The 16,254-nt window shown below is 72.9% G+C and carries 15 protein-coding genes and 2 pseudogenes; 4 read left to right on the plus strand and 13 right to left on the minus strand.

The window, feature by feature from the left end; translation table 11 throughout:
- Window positions 1-84: 84 nt before the first annotated feature.
- Together AB0K00_RS35055 and AB0K00_RS35060 are read right to left on the minus strand one after the other, a co-directional pair.
- Window positions 85-927 carry an SAM-dependent methyltransferase gene (locus AB0K00_RS35055; RefSeq protein WP_363529496.1) on the minus strand — a complete coding sequence of 281 codons (843 nt, stop codon included), beginning with the start codon at window positions 925-927 and terminating at the stop codon, window positions 85-87.
- 100 nt (window positions 928-1,027) lie between these two features.
- Complete coding sequence (locus AB0K00_RS35060; RefSeq protein ID WP_363529499.1) at window positions 1,028-1,891, minus strand: SAM-dependent chlorinase/fluorinase; 864 nt, start codon at window positions 1,889-1,891, stop codon at window positions 1,028-1,030.
- A gap of 17 nt (window positions 1,892-1,908) precedes the next feature.
- Here AB0K00_RS35060 and AB0K00_RS35065 point away from each other — a divergent pair, with 17 nt between their 5' ends.
- From AB0K00_RS35065 to AB0K00_RS35075, 3 genes are all read left to right on the plus strand, one after another.
- On the plus strand, window positions 1,909-2,844 hold the full coding sequence (locus AB0K00_RS35065) for an LLM class F420-dependent oxidoreductase (protein ID WP_363529502.1): 936 nt from the start codon (window positions 1,909-1,911) through the stop codon (window positions 2,842-2,844).
- A 55-nt stretch (window positions 2,845-2,899) separates the two neighbouring features.
- On the plus strand, window positions 2,900-3,712 hold the full coding sequence (locus AB0K00_RS35070; protein ID WP_363529505.1) for a DNA-formamidopyrimidine glycosylase family protein: 813 nt from the start codon (window positions 2,900-2,902) through the stop codon (window positions 3,710-3,712).
- Window positions 3,713-3,929: 217 nt separating this feature from the next.
- The gene (locus AB0K00_RS35075) at window positions 3,930-4,718 is read left to right on the plus strand and encodes a hypothetical protein (RefSeq protein WP_363529508.1); all 789 of its coding nucleotides are present in this window, start codon (window positions 3,930-3,932) and stop codon (window positions 4,716-4,718) included.
- A 12-nt stretch (window positions 4,719-4,730) separates the two neighbouring features.
- Here AB0K00_RS35075 and AB0K00_RS35080 read toward each other — a convergent pair whose 3' ends face one another.
- The 11 genes and pseudogenes from AB0K00_RS35080 to AB0K00_RS35130 all read right to left on the minus strand — a co-directional run bounded on the left by AB0K00_RS35080 (window position 4,731) and on the right by AB0K00_RS35130 (window position 14,694).
- Window positions 4,731-5,486: a hypothetical protein gene (locus AB0K00_RS35080; protein ID WP_363529511.1), complete on the minus strand. Its 756-nt coding sequence runs from the start codon at window positions 5,484-5,486 to the stop codon at window positions 4,731-4,733.
- Window positions 5,487-5,513: 27 nt separating this feature from the next.
- Window positions 5,514-6,386, minus strand: a complete 873-nt coding sequence (locus AB0K00_RS35085) for a PspA/IM30 family protein (RefSeq protein ID WP_363529514.1) — start codon at window positions 6,384-6,386, stop codon at window positions 5,514-5,516.
- Window positions 6,387-6,542: 156 nt separating this feature from the next.
- On the minus strand, window positions 6,543-7,319 hold the full coding sequence (locus AB0K00_RS35090) for a hypothetical protein (RefSeq protein ID WP_363529517.1): 777 nt from the start codon (window positions 7,317-7,319) through the stop codon (window positions 6,543-6,545).
- 35 nt (window positions 7,320-7,354) lie between these two features.
- On the minus strand, window positions 7,355-9,175 hold the full coding sequence (locus tag AB0K00_RS35095) for an extracellular solute-binding protein (RefSeq protein ID WP_363529520.1): 1,821 nt from the start codon (window positions 9,173-9,175) through the stop codon (window positions 7,355-7,357).
- Window positions 9,176-9,321: 146 nt separating this feature from the next.
- A complete protein-coding gene (locus tag AB0K00_RS35100; RefSeq protein ID WP_363529523.1) occupies window positions 9,322-9,795 on the minus strand; it encodes a helix-turn-helix transcriptional regulator in 474 nt (157 codons plus the stop codon).
- Between the two features lie 100 nt (window positions 9,796-9,895).
- Complete coding sequence (locus tag AB0K00_RS35105) at window positions 9,896-10,384, minus strand: CinA family protein (protein WP_363529526.1); 489 nt, start codon at window positions 10,382-10,384, stop codon at window positions 9,896-9,898.
- A 182-nt stretch (window positions 10,385-10,566) separates the two neighbouring features.
- Window positions 10,567-11,127 (minus strand): annotated as a pseudogene (pgsA, locus tag AB0K00_RS35110) (CDP-diacylglycerol--glycerol-3-phosphate 3-phosphatidyltransferase); the annotation flags it as partial.
- Window positions 11,124-12,554 carry a 30S ribosomal protein S12 methylthiotransferase RimO gene (gene rimO / locus AB0K00_RS35115; protein ID WP_363529529.1) on the minus strand — a complete coding sequence of 477 codons (1,431 nt, stop codon included), beginning with the start codon at window positions 12,552-12,554 and terminating at the stop codon, window positions 11,124-11,126. The pseudogene pgsA and the gene rimO, both read right to left, overlap by 4 nt.
- A gap of 29 nt (window positions 12,555-12,583) precedes the next feature.
- Window positions 12,584-13,027 carry a DUF3291 domain-containing protein gene (locus tag AB0K00_RS35120; RefSeq protein WP_363529532.1) on the minus strand — a complete coding sequence of 148 codons (444 nt, stop codon included), beginning with the start codon at window positions 13,025-13,027 and terminating at the stop codon, window positions 12,584-12,586.
- Window positions 13,028-13,042: 15 nt separating this feature from the next.
- The gene (locus AB0K00_RS35125) at window positions 13,043-13,726 is read right to left on the minus strand and encodes a helix-turn-helix domain-containing protein (RefSeq protein WP_363529535.1); all 684 of its coding nucleotides are present in this window, start codon (window positions 13,724-13,726) and stop codon (window positions 13,043-13,045) included.
- 47 nt (window positions 13,727-13,773) lie between these two features.
- Window positions 13,774-14,694, minus strand: coding sequence for an AEC family transporter (locus AB0K00_RS35130; protein ID WP_363529538.1), 921 nt, complete (start codon window positions 14,692-14,694; stop codon window positions 13,774-13,776).
- Between the two features lie 1,211 nt (window positions 14,695-15,905).
- Between AB0K00_RS35130 and AB0K00_RS35135 the strand changes: the two are divergent.
- Window positions 15,906-16,254 (plus strand): annotated as a pseudogene (locus AB0K00_RS35135) (hypothetical protein); the annotation flags it as partial.

Genomic DNA, 16,254 nt, shown 5'->3' on the forward strand with positions numbered 1-16,254 from the left:
AGGACCAGATACGCCGGCAGAGGGTCAGAGACACCAGCGGAGGGTCAGAGACGCCAGCAGAGGACCAGAGACGCCGGCGGAGGGTCAGGCCTTCTTGGCGACGCCTCCGTAGACGGAGACCTGGGTGTCGGTGACGTCGGGTGACACCTGCGCGTCCGGCCGCCACTTCGTGACCAGGGGCAGGCCGGGCTCGACGAGCTCCAGGCCGGTGAAGAACCGGGCGATGTCGGCGTGCGGGCGGACCTGCATCGTCACGCCCTGCCGGGCGTAGATCGCGGCGACGTGCTCCCAGGCGACCGGGTCGAAGTCGCCGGTCAGGTGCGACAGTGCCAGGTAGCTGCCGGCGGGCAGGGCGTCGACGAGCTCCTGGACGATCGCATACGGCTCGTCGGCGTCCCCCACGAAGTGCAGGATCGCGATCAGCAGCAGCGCCACCGGCTGGTCGAAGTCGATGACCTCGCGCAGCTGCGGCGAGTCGAGGATGCGCCGGACGTCGCGCAGGTCGGCGTCGATGTATTCGGTGCGGCCCTCGGGCTTGCTGGTGAGCAGGGCGCGGGCGTGGGCGAGGACGATCGGGTCGTTGTCGACGTAGACGATCCGGGCCTCAGGATTGATGGCCTGGGCGACCTCGTGCACGTTGGGTGACGTCGGGATGCCGGTGCCGATGTCGAGGAACTGCCGGATGCCCACCTCGCCGGCCAGATACTCCACGGTGCGGCGGAGGAAGGCCCGGTTCTCCCGAGGGGGGATGCGGCTGTTGGGGTTCGCGCGCAGGCCGGCCTCGGCCGCGCCCCGGTCGGCGGGGAAGTTGTCCTTGCCGCCCAACAGGAAGTCATAGACCCGGGCAGGGTGCGGACGGTCCGTCTGCAGGTCGACCGGCTCGTGGGTCTCGTCGGGCTTGGGCTTCATCCAGTCGGCGCCTGACATGTCCACTCTCCGCCACGTGTGATCCGCTTGGGCATTCCCGCCCGGCTCGGATCATATGCCGGAACATCACCCTCCGTCACTCACGAACACTGTAAGCACATCAATGAACACGGATCGTCACGTGGTCGCCGGCACGGGTGTCCAGGAGGGTCGCGGCGCTGCCGCCGTTGACGGCGACGGCGAGGTACCCGGCGGAGTCGGTGAACACCACGAGGCCGCCGGGCGCGGCGTCGCCGAACGTGCCGCCGATCGTCGCGGGACGGCCGTTGACCGTCACGGTGCCGCCCAATAAGAGCGGCGTGCCACCCGACAAGAGCGGCGTGCCACCAGGCAAGAGCGGCGCGCCACCAGGCAAGAGCGGCGCGCCACCAGGCAAGGGCAGCGTGCCGGCCGGGGCGGCGAGCTGCAGGTTGCCGAAGCGGTCGACGGTGAGCACCTCCGCCGTCACACCGTCCGGCGTCCGCTCCAGGTGCGGTGGCGGAAGTCGTACCAAGGCCGCGGTTGCACTTCCCGCGGACGCCAGGTCGGCGCCTTGGGCGAGGCGGGCGGCCACCGGGGCGAAGATGTCGCGGCCATGGAACGTGCGCGACACGTCCGGCGCGAACCAGGCTCCGTCGGTGAGGTGCACGGCGCGACGGATGCCGCCGAGGGCCTCCGCCGCCGGGATCAGCAGGCCGTTGTCGGGGCCGACGAGAAACCCGCCGTCGGCCGCCTCGATCGCGATCGGCCGGCGGGCGGTGCCGACACCCGGGTCGACGACGGCGAGGTGCACGCCGCGCGGCAGCGACGGGACGGTCTGCGCCAGCACGTACGCGCCGCGGGTGACGTCGCCGGGCGGCACGAGATGGGTCACGTCGATCACCCGCGCCTCGGGGGCCAGGCGGGCGATCACGCCGTGGCAGGCGGCGACGAACCCGTCCTCGAGCCCGTAGTCGGTGGTGAAGGAGATCCAGCGCTGGTCCACCGGGATAGTGTCGGCCCATGCGGCTAGCAGTCTTCATCGAACCCCAGCTTGGCGCCACATACGAGGACCAGCTCGCCTTCGCGCAGCGGGCCGAGCGGCTCGGCTTCGAGGGTTTCTTCCGCTCCGACCACTACGTGGCGGCGGCCGGCGGGCCGCCCGGGCCGACCGACTCGTGGGTGACGCTCGGCGCGCTCGCGCGGGAGACGTCCACGATCCGGCTCGGCACGCTGGTGTCGTCGGCGACGTTCCGGTATCCGGGGCCGCTCGCGGTCGCGGTCGCGCAGGTCGACGCGATGAGCGGCGGCCGGGTCGAGCTCGGGCTGGGCACCGGCTGGTTCGAGCGGGAGCACTCGGCGTACGGGATCCCGTTCCCGCCGGTCGCCGAGCGGTTCGGCCGGCTCGAGGAGCAGCTGGAGATCCTGACCGGGCTGTGGTCGACGCCGCTGGGTGCCACGTTCAGTTTTGAAGGGCGCTATTACGACCTGGTCGACTCGCCGGCGCTGCCGAAGCCGGTGCAGCAGCCCGGGCCGCCGATCATCATCGGTGGCAAGGGGCTCAAGCGGACGCCCCGGCTGGCGGCGCGGTACGCCGACGAGTTCAACGTGCCGTTCTCCTCCCTCGCCGACACCACCACGTCCTATGACCGCGTCGTCGCCGCGATCGAGACCGAGGGGCGCGACGGGCGGGCGCCGATCGTGTTCTCGTTCGCGCAGACGATCGTGTGCGGCGCGAACGACGCCGAGGTCCGGCGGCGGGCGGAGTCGGTGGGACTCGACCCGAACGGGCCGCCGGCATCCGGTGGGCAGCTGTACGGCACCCCGGCGCGAGTGGCGGAACAACTGGCCGACTTCGTGAAGGCCGGCGCGTCGCGGGCGTTCCTGCAGGTGCTCGACTTCCGGGACCTGGAACACCTGGAGCTGATCGCCGCGGAGGTAGCGCCGCTGCTGCCATGAAAGCGGCCGCCCCGTCGTTGTCTTCAGGCAGCCGCCGGCGGGGCAAGATGGGGTGGTGCCCGAAGGCGACACCGTCTGGAACACCGCCCGTGTGCTCGCCGACGCGATCGAAGGCCAGGTCCTCACGCGCAGCGACTTCCGCGTGCCCAAGCTGGCGACCGTGGACCTGTCCGGCTGGCTGGTGGCGCAATCCGCCAGCTACGGCAAGCACCTGCTGCTGCGCCTGACCCGGGAGCCGGACCGCGCGATGACGCTCCACTCACATCTGCGGATGGACGGGGCGTGGCGCACGTACAAGCCGGGCGAGCGGTGGACCGGCCGGCCCGCGCACCTGATCCGGGTCGCGCTGCACGCCCCGGCGTCCGTCGCGGTCGGCTTCCACCTGCACGAGCTGGCGATCGTGCCGACCGCCGAGGAGCACCGGCTGATCGGGCATCTCGGGCCGGACCTGATGGGCGACGGCTGGGACCCGGCCGAGGCGGTCACGCGGCTCGCCGCCCGGCCCGACCGGCCCATCGCCGATGCCCTGCTCGACCAGCGCAACCTCGCCGGGATCGGCAACCTGTACAAGGCCGAGGTCCTGTTCCTGCGCGGGGTCAACCCGTGGACCGAGGCCGGCGCGGTGCCGGACCTGCCGGCGATGGTGGACCTCGCGCACCGGCTGCTCAACTCCAACCGGGGCCGCTGGACGCAGACGACGACCGGGTCGCTGCGCCGCGGCGAGACGAACTGGGTGTTCGAGCGGGCGGGCAGGCAATGCCGCCGGTGCGGGACCACGATCGAACGCTGGACCGGCGGTGATCATGACCGGATCACCTACTGGTGCCCGCACTGCCAGCCGGTTGTCCCTGCGCCACCTGGCCCATAGCCCGTCCAAGCCGGCCCGGCCGCCGGGGTCACCTACGGCGAGACGCGCAGGTCACGGAACCGGCCTGCCGGCAGCCGCACACGTCGCAGGTGGACTGGTCACCGGTCGCCGCACCCGCGCTCTGGGAGCCGGTTGTCGTGAGGTTTACGCCCGCGCACTGATCATTGCGGGCACGCGGTAGGGTCTTGGGCGTGACGCTGGGTGTGGTGTTGTACCGGTGGATCACCGGCTGACCCGGCGGGGCCTCTTCCTCGGCTCGGCGGCGGCGCTCCTGGCATCCGCGCTCGGCGGCTGCGACGGGACCCCGCTCGCCGCCCCGACCGACGCCCCGACGATGCGACCGCCGGACGGCACGCCGCTCGCCGTCTGGGAGCTGACCGGCGGGCTCGTCGGCACGGCGATGCTTGCCCTGCGCGCGCCCCGCCTCGTGGTCTTCGGTGACGGCGACGCGATCGCCGACGCTGCGTACCGGTCCCGCCTGGACCCCGACCAGTTGCAGAGCCTCTCCGCCGGGCTTCTCGCCGACCTGCGCTCCAGCGACGCGCAGAAGCAGCGCACCGCCGCCTCGCCGATCGCCGACGCGCCGGTGACGAAGGTGACCGTGTGGTCGCCGACGGGGGTGCTCGCGTTCACCGCCGAGGGGCTCGACGAGCTCAAGTCCGAGCACGTCTACGCCGACGTGCTCTACGACGCCCGGGACCGCCTCGCCGCGGTGCACAAGACGGTGTCGGCGACCGCCCAGCCGTATCTGGCGGACCGGGTCCGGCTGGTCGCGATGCCGGTCGACGGCGAGCCGGCCACCGTGAACCCGTGGCCGCAGGACGTCACGCTGCCGGCGCCGGACCGGGGCGGGCTGCGGAAGGCGGACCTGTCCGGTGACGCCGCCCGGGCCGTGGTGCGGACCCTGACCCGCGACCTGGATCAGCGCGGTGCGTGGCCCGCGTACAAGACCACCGGCGGCGACGTCGTCCGGGCAAGCTGGCGCTACCTACTGCCGAACGAATAGCGGGGCAAAACGTCAGGCAGGGCTGGGGCGCGGGGTCGTGGTCCGCAGGTCCGACAGCGCCTCGGCGACGCCCTTCAGGAACGCGGTGGCGTCGGCGAGGTTGCCGATCGTGGCGCTGTCCTCGGCGACACAACCGGCCGCCGCGGTGACGAACTGCTCATAGGCCGCCACGCCCTGCTCGAGCTGCGCGGCGAGGACGGCGTGCGCGGGCCGCAGCGACTCGCCGGCCGTGCCGAGCCCCATCGCCCGCTCGACCGAGGCGGTGCGCTGCGCGAGGTCGCGCAGGGACTGCTCGGCCACGGTGGCGTCGAGCACGGCGGCCTCCGCGTGCGGGCCGAGCCGGCCGACCAGGCCGCTGAGCATGGTCGAGGCCCGGTCGAGGCGCCGCCACGGCTCGGCGACGGTGAGGCCGCGCAGCTTGAACGAGTCGCGCTGCCGGCCGAACTCGGCGATCGCGGTGCGCCCCGCGGGCATGCGGGCGACGATGCCGACGAGCTTCTCCTTGGCCTGGGCGCCCAGGACGGCCGGGTCGGGCTCGGGCGGGACGGGCAGTGCCCGGAAGGCCCGCAGGTCGACCCACCGCCAGATCGCGATGGCGATGGAGCCGCCGGCGCCCGCCGCCCAGAACGCGTCGGGCAGCCCGAGGCCGCTGTACGGCACGAGCACGGCCGTGGCGCCGGTCAGCAGGCCGGCCCGCACGGACCAGCCGCGGGCGGAGCGGTGCAGCCGCCGCAGTCGCTTCAGATGCTTCGTCCGCTCCGACGCCATGACCTGCTCTCCCCCTGAAGTGAAACGTCAGCTCGCGCTGGCCGCGTCTCCCGCTTGCTTGTCCTTGTTCAGCAGCCCGGCCCGGATCTCGTCGAGGCGGGCCACGCTCGCGTCCTTGGGCCCGGTCGAGGCCGCCGCCGACGTCGCGGCGGGCGTTCCCGGCGCGGCGGCGAGCTGCTCGCCGGCCATGCTCGCGCGGATCTGGTCGAGGCGGGAGCTGCCGGCCATGTCGAGGGTAGTGCGCTGGACCTCCAGCATCCGGCCCTCGACGGAGTTGGACGCGAGCTCGGCGCGGCCCATCGCGTTGGCGTAGCGGCGCTCGATCTTCTCGCGGACCTCGTCCAGCGACGGCGTGTTGCCGGGGGCGGCGAGGCCGCTCATCGACTCCAGGGATTTGGCGACGGTCTCCTGCATCTTGGCCTGCTCGAGCTGGCTGAGCAGCTTGGTGCGCTCGGCGAGGCGCTGCTGCAGCAGCATCGCGTTGTTCTCGACCGCCCTGCGCGCCTGCGCGGCGGCGTTGAGGGACTGGTCGTGCAGCGTCTTCATGTCTTCCATGCCCTGCTCGGCCGCGACCAGCTGGGTGGCGAAGATCTGTGCGGTCTGCTCGTATTCGGCGGCCTTCGCCTCGTTGCCCTCGGCGCGGGACTTGTCGGCGAGCAGGAGCGCCTGCCGGGCGGAGCCCTGCAGCTTCTCGACCTCGCCCATCTGCCGCGACAGCCGCATCTCGAGCTGCCGCTGGTTGCCGATCACGGCCGCGGCCTGCTGCACCAGGGCCTGGTGCTGACGCTGCGCGTCCTCGATCGCCTGCTGGATCTGCACCTTGGGATCGGCGTGCTCGTCGATCTTGGCGCCGAAGAGCGCCATCAGGTACTTCCAGCCCTTAACGGCGGGATTCGCCATCTCGCGGTCCTCTCTGCGCCAGCACTACGTACGTGCGGCTTCCATCGTGTCAGGCGAGCGCTAGAGCGTCACGCCCAGCGTGTGTGCAAACGGTAGAAGAAACCGGCCAAACCGGGATAAACCTCGCGCGACTCAGGGTGATCTCAGGGATGCGCACTACTGCACCTGCCCGCCCGCGAGCGTCGAACGCGACAGCCGCTCCGCCTCGGCCAGTCCGTCGCGCATGCCCTCGAGGTCGCTGGTGAGTTCGGCCACCTTGGCCGCCGTCAATGAGACGCCGCCGTCGGAGGTGGCGTGCAGCGCGAGCAGCTCCGCCGTCCGCGCGACGAGCCCCTCCAGGCCGAGCACCGCCGCCTGCATCCGGGCCAGCAGCATCTCGCGGGCGTCGTGCAGCCGCCGGGCGACGTCGAGCTGGTCGGTCACGGCGCGCAGGGCCCGCTCCCGCTCCGCCCGCAGCGGTCCCGGCGGCAGGCCGTGCAGCCCGCGCTGGAGCTGGACCCGGTCCTGCTGGAGCCGGCCGATGTTGATGCCCGTCGAGGTCTGCTCGATCAGCGTGACCTGGCCGGCGAACCGCGCCAGGTCCCCGAGCACCTCGCCGGCCTGGTCGTCGACCCCGGCGAGCTGTGCCCGCACGACGGCATCGACGGGCTGGCGGTGCAGGGCACGCACGGCCGCCTCGGCCCGCCGCAGCCACCGGTCCGCGTCGCCACCCCGGGCCGGTGCCGGGAGGTCGGTTGCCGGGCGTGCGGGGGTGCGATCACTCAATGCGCCGAGCCCGACCCGGATGCTGTACACGGTGCCGGCGACGGCCAGCCCGACCGGCACCCCGACGAGCAGGCCGGCTGGAGCGAGGGCGGCGGCGACCGCGGCGCCCAGGCCGCCGAGCAGGCCGGCGGCGACCAGCCCCCATGGCTCGGTCAGCTGCTCCCTCACACCCACACCGCCAGTCTGCCTTCTCCCGGACGGGATCAGAAGTTGCTGAGGACGTTGACGAGCACCTTGTCGATCGTGGTCGGGTCGCTCGCGTCATACGCCGCGGCCCGCGACGCCGCCGAGATCTTCTGCAGCACGCCGAGGTCGGCCTGGCCGCCGTACGCGATGGTGAACACGCGCACCGGGATCTCCTTCTCGGCGGTGTCGATGTCCCGCACCAGCGCGTCGAGGTTGTTGTCCTTCGCGTACTCGTTCTTGCCGTCGGTCAGCACCACCACGGCGTTGATCCTGGACGGGTCCGCCGAGTCCGCGAGCTTCTGTTGTGCCGCGCGGGTGGTGGCGTACAGGGCGGTCCCGCCGTCGGCACTCAACCCCTTGATGACCTGCTCGATCCTGGCCCGGTTCGCCGACAGCGCGCCGAGTTCCACCTGCGACGTGTACGGCGTGGCCGACCCGTTGATCTCGGTCGAGAACGTCCACAGCCCGACCTCGTCGTCCGGCGCGAACAGCGACAACGACTGCAGCGCCGCGGCCTTCGCCAGGTCCAGCCGGGACCGGCCGTTGCCGGCGCTGTTGACCATCGAGCCGGACACGTCCAGCACCAGCAGCACCCTGGCCCGCTTGCGCTGCGAGTCCCAGGTCGTGAGCGCCTTGTCCAGCACGTTCGGCGCGGGCGGGTCGATCACGGTGAACGCCGCGTCCGGCAGCAGCCCGTTGGCCTTCGTCAGCCCGGCGCCGACCTTGCCCTCGTACGTGCGGAACGCCGCGTCCGTGAACTGCTGCTGCCGCGCCGGCTCCTGCACGTATTTGAGGAAGTCGGCGGCGGCGGCCTTCTGCTCGTCGCTGGCGTTGCTCAGCACGACGTACGGGTGGTCCGACAGCAGCGTGCCCTCTTTCGGGTACACCGCGACCAGCGGCACCCGCGGCTTCGGCCCCTTGCCCACCAGGGCCGGGTCACCGGTCGGGTTGCCCTGGTTGTAGTCGTAGACGGACTTCTCCTCGATCGCGACCGCGCTGATGTAGTTGAGCCCGCGCCCGGCCTGGTCGGCGGCGGCGAGGTTCGACAGGAACGTCAGCGAGATGTCGCCGTAGTGCACCACGCCGGACTCGACCGACCGCACGTACTGCAGCACCTTCGGGTCGGCGAGGTCCTTCTCGGTCAGGTCCGTCGAGCGGCCGGTCGCCGCGAAGTACGCGCCGACGGTGGCGTTCAACCCGGAGGTCGAGAAGTGCGGGTTGGTCTTGCCGAGCTTGAACTTGCCCCACTCCGGGTGGCCCTTGGAGCCCCACCCCTGCGGGTCGCTGGTCAGCCCCAGCACGTCCGACCAGCCGATCGGCTTGTCCGGCCAGCCGAGCGCCTCGGCCATGGGCTTCGGCATGGCGAGGACGAGCGGCGACTGCGCCACCGTCGGGATCTTTCCCTCTGGTACGAGGTTGCCTTTGTCCGTGCTGGACAGCCGCTGCTGCAGCAGCGCGACCCACGACGACGACGCGGGTGTCCACACCTGCGGCACCGGGCCGTCCTTGCCGGCGTCCCACCCGGCGGCGAGCGCGTCGAGGGCCGCCCCGGACGCCTTCGACCGCACCGCCGGGTCGGCGCACTTGCCGTCGAAGCGCCGGTCGGCCCTGATGTACTCGTCGGCGAGCTGGCTGAGCAGCGCGGCCTTCTCGCTGGACGCGCTGATCGCGAGGGGGATGCACCCTTCACGCCGCGGCGCCGGCCCGTCCTTGGCGCCGGTGCCGCTGTCGCCGTCACGGTTGACGAGCACCAGGTAGACACCGCAGATCGCGAGCAGGCCCACCACGATCGCGATGACGATCGGCAGGGGGTTGCGCCGCCGGGCCGGGAAGGTCACGGGTCGCCTCCACGAGGTTGATCACGCCAGCTGGCGTGGACCTAGTGTGGCAGGCGCGTTCTACGGGCCTCGTGTCGCATTTGTGCCTGTTTGCGAACACCAGCGTGCCGCCCGCCCGTACCCCGGACGAGCGGGAACCGCCAGGGTCAGGCGGCGTAGACGACTTCCCGTGGATTGCGGGTGGCGCGCAGCGTCGTGCGGAGCGGGCCGTCGTGGCGCACCGCGACCGACAGCTTCGCGTCCACGCCGACCTTGGCCTTCGGCGTGCCGCGGCTGAGCCGGGCCTCCGCGGAGGCCGGCGCGGCAGGAGCCTGCTCGGGCACGGGAGCCGCCTCGGACGACGATCCGGACTCGGGCGCACCGACTGGGACGAGCACGCGTGGCAGATCCTCGGCGTGGGCGAGTGTGTCGCTCACATCGCGCAGCACCTCGGACAACGCGGCTCCGAGCGCCTCGCAGATGGCGGCCAGCAGCTCGCTGGACGCCTCCTTCTGCCCGCGCTCGATCTCGGACAGATAGCCGAGACTGACGTTGGCGGCGGTCGACACCTCGCGCAGGGTCCGGTGCTGGGCCTGCCGCCGCGCGCGTAGCGCGTCACCGATCACTCGACGAAGCAGCACCTTGGCACCCCCTCTGAGGCAGTCCGCGAATGGCTTGCCCGCGAAAACTGGTACCCGCCACGGTACCTGGTGCGGCGCCGATCGACACCCTGCCCCGCCGTTATCGCGAGGTGATGGTGATCGCGAGCGCCTCCGCGAGGAGCGCGACGGCCGCGTCGACGGCGCCGGAGCGCACCGCGGGGCGGTCACCCTGAAGGGTGAGCTCGCGGACGACGGCATGCTCGGGCATGGGGCCGGCGACGGCGACGTAGACCCTGCCGACGGGCTGGCCACCCTGCGGATCGGGGCCCGCGACACCGGTGGTGGCGGCGGCCCAGTCGGCACCGCAGCGTTCCCGCGCCCCGGCCGCGAGCGCGGCGGCGACGGACGGATCCACGGGCCCGTGCGAATGCAGCAGCGGCGGCGGTACGCCCAGCAGGCTGGCCTTCAACTCGGTCGCATATGCGACGACGCCACCACGGAACACGGCGCTGGCTCCGGGCACGGCGACGAACTCGGCGGCGAGCAGCCCACCGGTCAGCGACTCGGCCACGGCAAGCGTCTCGCCCCGCTCCTGGAGCAGGGCAAGGATGTCGGCCGCCGAGGTCATGCGACCGGCTCGTCGGCAGTGGGGACGACGGCGGGTGCCGCGGCGGGTGCGCTGAGCAGCGGGCCCTGGATGCCACCCGGCCCGCCGGACGAGCGTGCCGCGTCCCCGAAGCCGTCCGGGCCGCCGGCACCCCCGCCCGCGGCGCCGCCGGGACCGCCCGTGCGGCCGGCCCGGCGGCGCAGGGAGTCGCGGCGGACGCGGTACGCCCGCACCACGTAGTCCAGTCCAGTGATAACTGTCACTATGAGGGCGCCCGCCATCAGCCACGGGCCGACAGCCGCGAGCCAGTCGGGCAGCGGTGTCAGGTACCAGCCGATCGCCAGGATCTGCAGCGCCGTCTTCGCCTTCCCGCCCCGGCTGGCGGGGATGACGCCGTGGCGCAGGACCCAGAAGCGCAGGGCGGTGACCCCCCACTCGCGCACGAGGATGAGGACGGTCACCCACCAGGGCAGCCGGTCATACAGCGACAGCATCACCAGCGCCGCCCCGGTGAGGGCCTTGTCGGCGATCGGGTCGGCGACCTTGCCGAACGAGGTTACGAGGTTGTGGGTCCGCGCGATCCACCCGTCGACGTAGTCGGTCGCGGACGCGACGACGAAGGTGAGGCCGGCCGCGAGCTGCCAGCCGGTCTCGGTCATCCGGCCGGCGACGACGAAGACGACGAAGACGGGGACGAGCACCATCCGCACCACGGTCAGGACGTTGGCCGCGTTGAGCAGTGGGACGGGCTTCAAGACCGTCATGAGTCCGCCGGACTGATCATCTCGATCGGCACGGCGACCAGGTCGACGCCGACGCTGTCGACGACCTTGGCCCGGACGAGGTCGCCGCGGCGCAGCGCGAACGGGTCGAGCGCGTCCCCGGCGACCAGGGTGGTGGAGCCGTCGACCTCGGGCGCCTGGTGCGCGGCGCGGCCCTCGACCGCGTCGTCGAGGATGTCGTCGACGAGCACGTCGACGTGCGAGCCGATCCGGTCGGACGCCCGCTGCGCGCACAGCTCCTCGGCTAGGGCGCTCATCCAGTCGTACCGCTTCTTGATGTCGCTCTCGGACACCTTGTCGGGCAGGTCGGCGGCCTCGGTGCCGTCCTCGTCGCTGTAGTCGAACACGCCGACGGCGTCGAGGCGGGCCTCGGTGAGGAACCGGGCGAGCTCGTCGACGTCCTCGCGGGTCTCGCCGGGGAAGCCGACGATCACGTTGCTGCGGGCACCGGCGTCCGGGTCGAGCTTGCGGACCGAGGCGAGCAGCTCCAGGAACCGCTCGGTCGAGCCGAAGCGCCGCATCCGCCGCAGCACGGGCTCGCTGGAGTGCTGGAACGACAGGTCGAAGTACGGCGCGACGCCGGGCGTGGTGGCGATCGCCTCGACCAGGCCGGGGCGGGTCTCGGCGGGCTGCAGGTAGGACACCCGCACGCGGACGATGCCGCCGACCGCGGCGAGCTGCGGCAGGAGGCGCTCCAGCAGGCGCGGGTCGCCGAGGTCCTTGCCGTAGGACGTCGAGTTCTCACTCACCAGCACCAGCTCGCGGACGCCGGTCGACGCGAGCCACTCCGCCTCGGCGAGGATCTCGTCGGGGGTCCTAGACACGAACGCGCCCCGGAACGACGGGATCGCGCAGAACGTGCACCGGCGGTCGCAGCCGCTGGCCAGCTTGAGCGGCGCCACCGGGCCCTGATCGAGCCGCTGGCGCATCACGCCGCGCAGGTGCGCCGGGAGGTGGCCGGGCACGACCACGTCGACCGCCTCGCGGCGGGCCACGGGGGTGAGCGGGAGCAGGGTGCGCCGGTCGCGGGGCGCGTGCGACGGGATCGTCTCGCCGGCGAGGATCGCGTCGAGGCGCGCCGCCATGTCCGGGTAGTGGTCGAAGCCGAGCACCGCGTGCGCCTCGGGCAGCTCGCCGGCCAGCTGCTCGCCGTAGCGCTCGGCGAGGCAGCCGGTCGCGACGACCTTGGCGCCCGTGTCGGCGGCGGCCAGCAGCGTGTCGATCGAGTCCTGCTTGGCCTTGGCGACGAAGCCGCAGGTGTTGACGACGACCACGTCCGCGTCCGTGCCGTCGGTGGTGACCGCCCAGCCGCCGGCCGCGAGGCGGGCCGCCAGCTCCTCGGAGTCCACCTCGTTGCGGGCGCAGCCGAGGGTGAGCAGGGCGACGCGACGGTCAGCGTTGGTGGGCATGCTGTCGAGGGTACCGGTCCGACCTGGGCTCAGGCTGCGGGGAAGGGGTCGCGGAACGTGAAGGCCTCGGGTGACGATCCGTTGCGGCGCAGCAGGTCCAGGCGCTTGCCCGCCTCCTCGACGGTCGGGATGTGCCCCGCCCGGATCCACCAGTTGACGGCGTACACGTCGCCGAGTGGCACGAACCACTCACGGCGCCGTCGCAGCACGTCGAGGTGACCGCTGCGGAACGTGAAGTCGCGCAGCGACTCGAGGCTCTCCCACACCGACAGGTTGACGATCAGGTCGTCGCCGAACGGCCGTAGCGACGTCGCGTCCGCGCCGCCCTCGGCGACGAGCCGCCAGACGAAGCCGGGCCATCCGTCGGCGAGCGTGTTGATCCGGTCCAGGTCGCCGTAGAAGCCGGCCATGCGGGGGTCTTCCTTCGGCCCGACGGTCCGTCCGACGTTCAGTTGTGCGAGGTGGAAGGTCATGCCAGCATTCTAAAACTAGTCCCCATTGTTTTTGGTACCCGTGCCGCTCCGCTGAACGGTCACACAACAGCCGTCCGGACGGGGGTCGATCCGGACCCGGGCGCCCAGGGCCCCTTCCAGGAGGGCAAGGTTGGCCCCGCAGACGAGCGCCGCGTGGGTGCGCGCCACGCCGTCGAACGGGCAGTTCCGCAGCCGCCACACGGCGCCGTCCTCGTACGGCTCGTACCCCAGGTCGCGCAGCAGCTCCTCGACGTCGCTGTCGTCGCTGTCGTCGCTGTCGTCGCTGTCGTGGCTGTCGTCGCTGTCGTGGCTGTCGTGCTTGAGGCGGGCGCCGTGCCGGCGGGCGGCCGCGAACAGCGCCGGCTCCACCCCCGCCTCCTCGACGGCGTCGGCGAACACCGTGGCCAGGGTGCGGTAGTCCCGCGGCGGCAGGCTCAGCTCGTGCTCGGCGGCGGTCCGGCGGTACAGCTTCGATGGGCGGCCGGAGCCGGGGCCGCTGCGCCCGTTGACCCGCGCGAACGACACCTCGACCAGTCCGGCCTCGGCCAGCCTGTCCAGGTGGTGCGCGGCGAGGGTGCGCCCGATCGACAGCGCGTCCGCGACCGCGTTGCGGCTCACCGGCGCACCCGCGGCGGCGACGTGCTCGTACACGGCCCGGCGCTGCGGCTCGGCAAGTGCGGCGATCGCTGCGGCATCCACCCGACCAACTATCCCCTTTCATGCCGGCAGCGTTCATCCCGGCAGCTTCATCCCAGCAGCGCCGCCACCACGGTCAGTGTCACCATCGACACCGCGGTGGAGGCGACGACGGCGTCGCGGGGAAAGCGGCCGTCGACCCCGTACGCGCGGGCGAAGACAAACGTGTTCTGCGCCGTCGGCAGCGCCGAGCTCAACACCGCGGCGAACAGGGCGCCGCCGTGCAACCCGAAGACGAACCTGGCCAGCAGGAAGCACACGACCGGCTGCACGCACGACTTGAGCAGCACCGACAGCGCGACCTCCACCGGCCGTGCGGGCACCTGGTCGGCGGCGTCGGTGCGTACCAGCGACAACCCCAGCGCCACGAGCGCCGAAGGCACGGCAGCGTCGCCCAGCAGCGCGACCACCCCCGCCAGCAGTGGCGGCAGGTGTATTCCCGCGGCGCCGAGCCCCACCCCGGCGAGACACGCCAGCATGACCGGACTGCGCAACGGCACCGTGCCCAGCCGCCGCCAGCGCCCCTTGGGAAGCTCCTGCCGCGCCAGGTCGAGTGTGCCGAGAATCACCGGCGTCAGGATCGTCGTCTGGATGAGCAGCACCACCGCGATGAACGACGCGTCGCCAAGCACCTGCACCGCCACCGGAATGCCAAGATTGCCGGCGTTGACATACCCCGCGGCCATGGCAGCGATGGTCTGCTCCCCCAGCGGCCGCCGGAACACCCACCGCGCCGCACCGAACCCGACCGCACCCACGAGCACGGTGGCCCCCACGAACGCGGCGACCCCCTCACCCGCGAGGCCGGTGATCGGCTGGCGGGTCAGCGTGTCGAGCAGCGCGGCCGGCATCGCCACATAGAAGACGAACCGCCCGAGCACGTCGACCGCCCCGAACCCGAGGACCCCGGTCCGCCCGGCGACGTAGCCGACGAGGGTGAGCGCCCAGATCGGAACGAACGCCGCCAACACCGCCGCCCAGCTCCGCCCCGACTCGACCTCAAACCCTCAAGACCACCCTGCCGATCCCCCTCTCCCAACGTCAACACCCGCTGATCAAAGTCGCGCTCTGCGCCCATGCCACCGCGGCACGTCGAACTCCAGCACGCGCTCCGGACCGCTCACGTCGAGCCCGCAGCACCCGCCCCACCCACCACGTCGGCGCCGCGGCTGGCCCACGAGGTGCTCACTGATTTGATCTCGGCCAAAGGGTAGACATTTCGGGATCCAGACACCGAAATGTCTACTATTTGTCGAGGCGACCGCCCCCGGTGCCCGTCACAGACTGCCTGTCACAGAAGCCAGCCTGCAGCCCGGACCACACAGCCCGCGGCGACGCCAGACACCTCGCGCGACGGAGACCCCGACAAGCACGAAAGTCGAGCGGCTCCCGCCGTCCAAGCTCAACCCAGCACGACCAAGCCAATGCCCACCGCGGCCCTGCACAACTCAGACCAACCACCGCAGCACAGCGCCCAGCCGGCGCAGTACGGCACAGTTCGGCGCTGCACGCCCGGCCCCGGCACAGCGCAGCCCGCGCGGCACACCGCAGCGCAGCACGGCGACGGGCAGCCCGGCACAGCTCGACCCGGCACAGCTCGGCGCTGCTCGGCGCAGCGCGGACGCGGCACAGCCTGGCGCAGGCCAGTGGGGCACAGCCCGGTGGGACGCGGCCCAGCACGGCACGAGCCCCGCCCAGCACAGCCCGGCCCGGCTCGGCGCAGCTCGGACGCGGACACAGACGCCGCACAGCCCGGCGCAGGCCAGTGGGGGCACAGCCCGGCGCGGCACGGCACGGCACAAGCCCCGCCCGGCACTGCCCGGTGGGGCGCGACCCAACGCGGCCCGGCACGGATCAGCGGTGCGGCGCGGCACACCGCAGCGCAGCACGGCCCGGTGGGGCACGGCACAGCCCGGTGGGACGCGGTGGGGCGCGGCCCGGCACGGCACGAGTTTTGCCTGGCACAGCCCCGCCCGGCCAACCCTGTGGGGACGCGGCACGGCCCGGCACGGCCCGGATCAGCGGTGCGGCGTGGCACACCGCAGCGCGGCACGGCACAGCCCGGTGGGGCACGGTGGGGCGCGGCCCGGCACGGCACGAGCCTCGCCTGGCACAGCCCCGCCCGGCCAACCCTGTGGGACGCGGCACGGCCCGGCACGGCCCGGCACGGCCCGGATCAGCGGTGCGGCGTGGCACACCGCAGCGCGGCACGGCACAGCCCGGTGGGGCGCGGCCCGGCAAGAGCCCCGCCCGGCACAGCCTGCCCGACACGGCCCGGCACGGGCACGGCACGGCCCGGCACGGGCACGGCACGGCCCGGCACGGGCACGGCACGGCACGGGCACGGCACGGCCCGGCACAGCCGGGTGGGGCACGGCCCGGCCACCCCAGCCCACTGCGCTCAGACCCCCACGGCCCCGACGCGGGCCGACGCGGCACAGCCCGTCGCAGCCACCGCAGCCCGGCCCGGCGCGGCGCCGCCCGGCCCCGCCCGGCCCGGCCCGCCCACGCCCCCCGGCCCCCGCCCCCTC

Origin of the sequence: Dactylosporangium sp. NPDC049525, assembly GCF_040676755.1 — a bacterium.
Taxonomy (GTDB): Bacteria; Actinomycetota; Actinomycetes; order Mycobacteriales; family Micromonosporaceae; genus Dactylosporangium.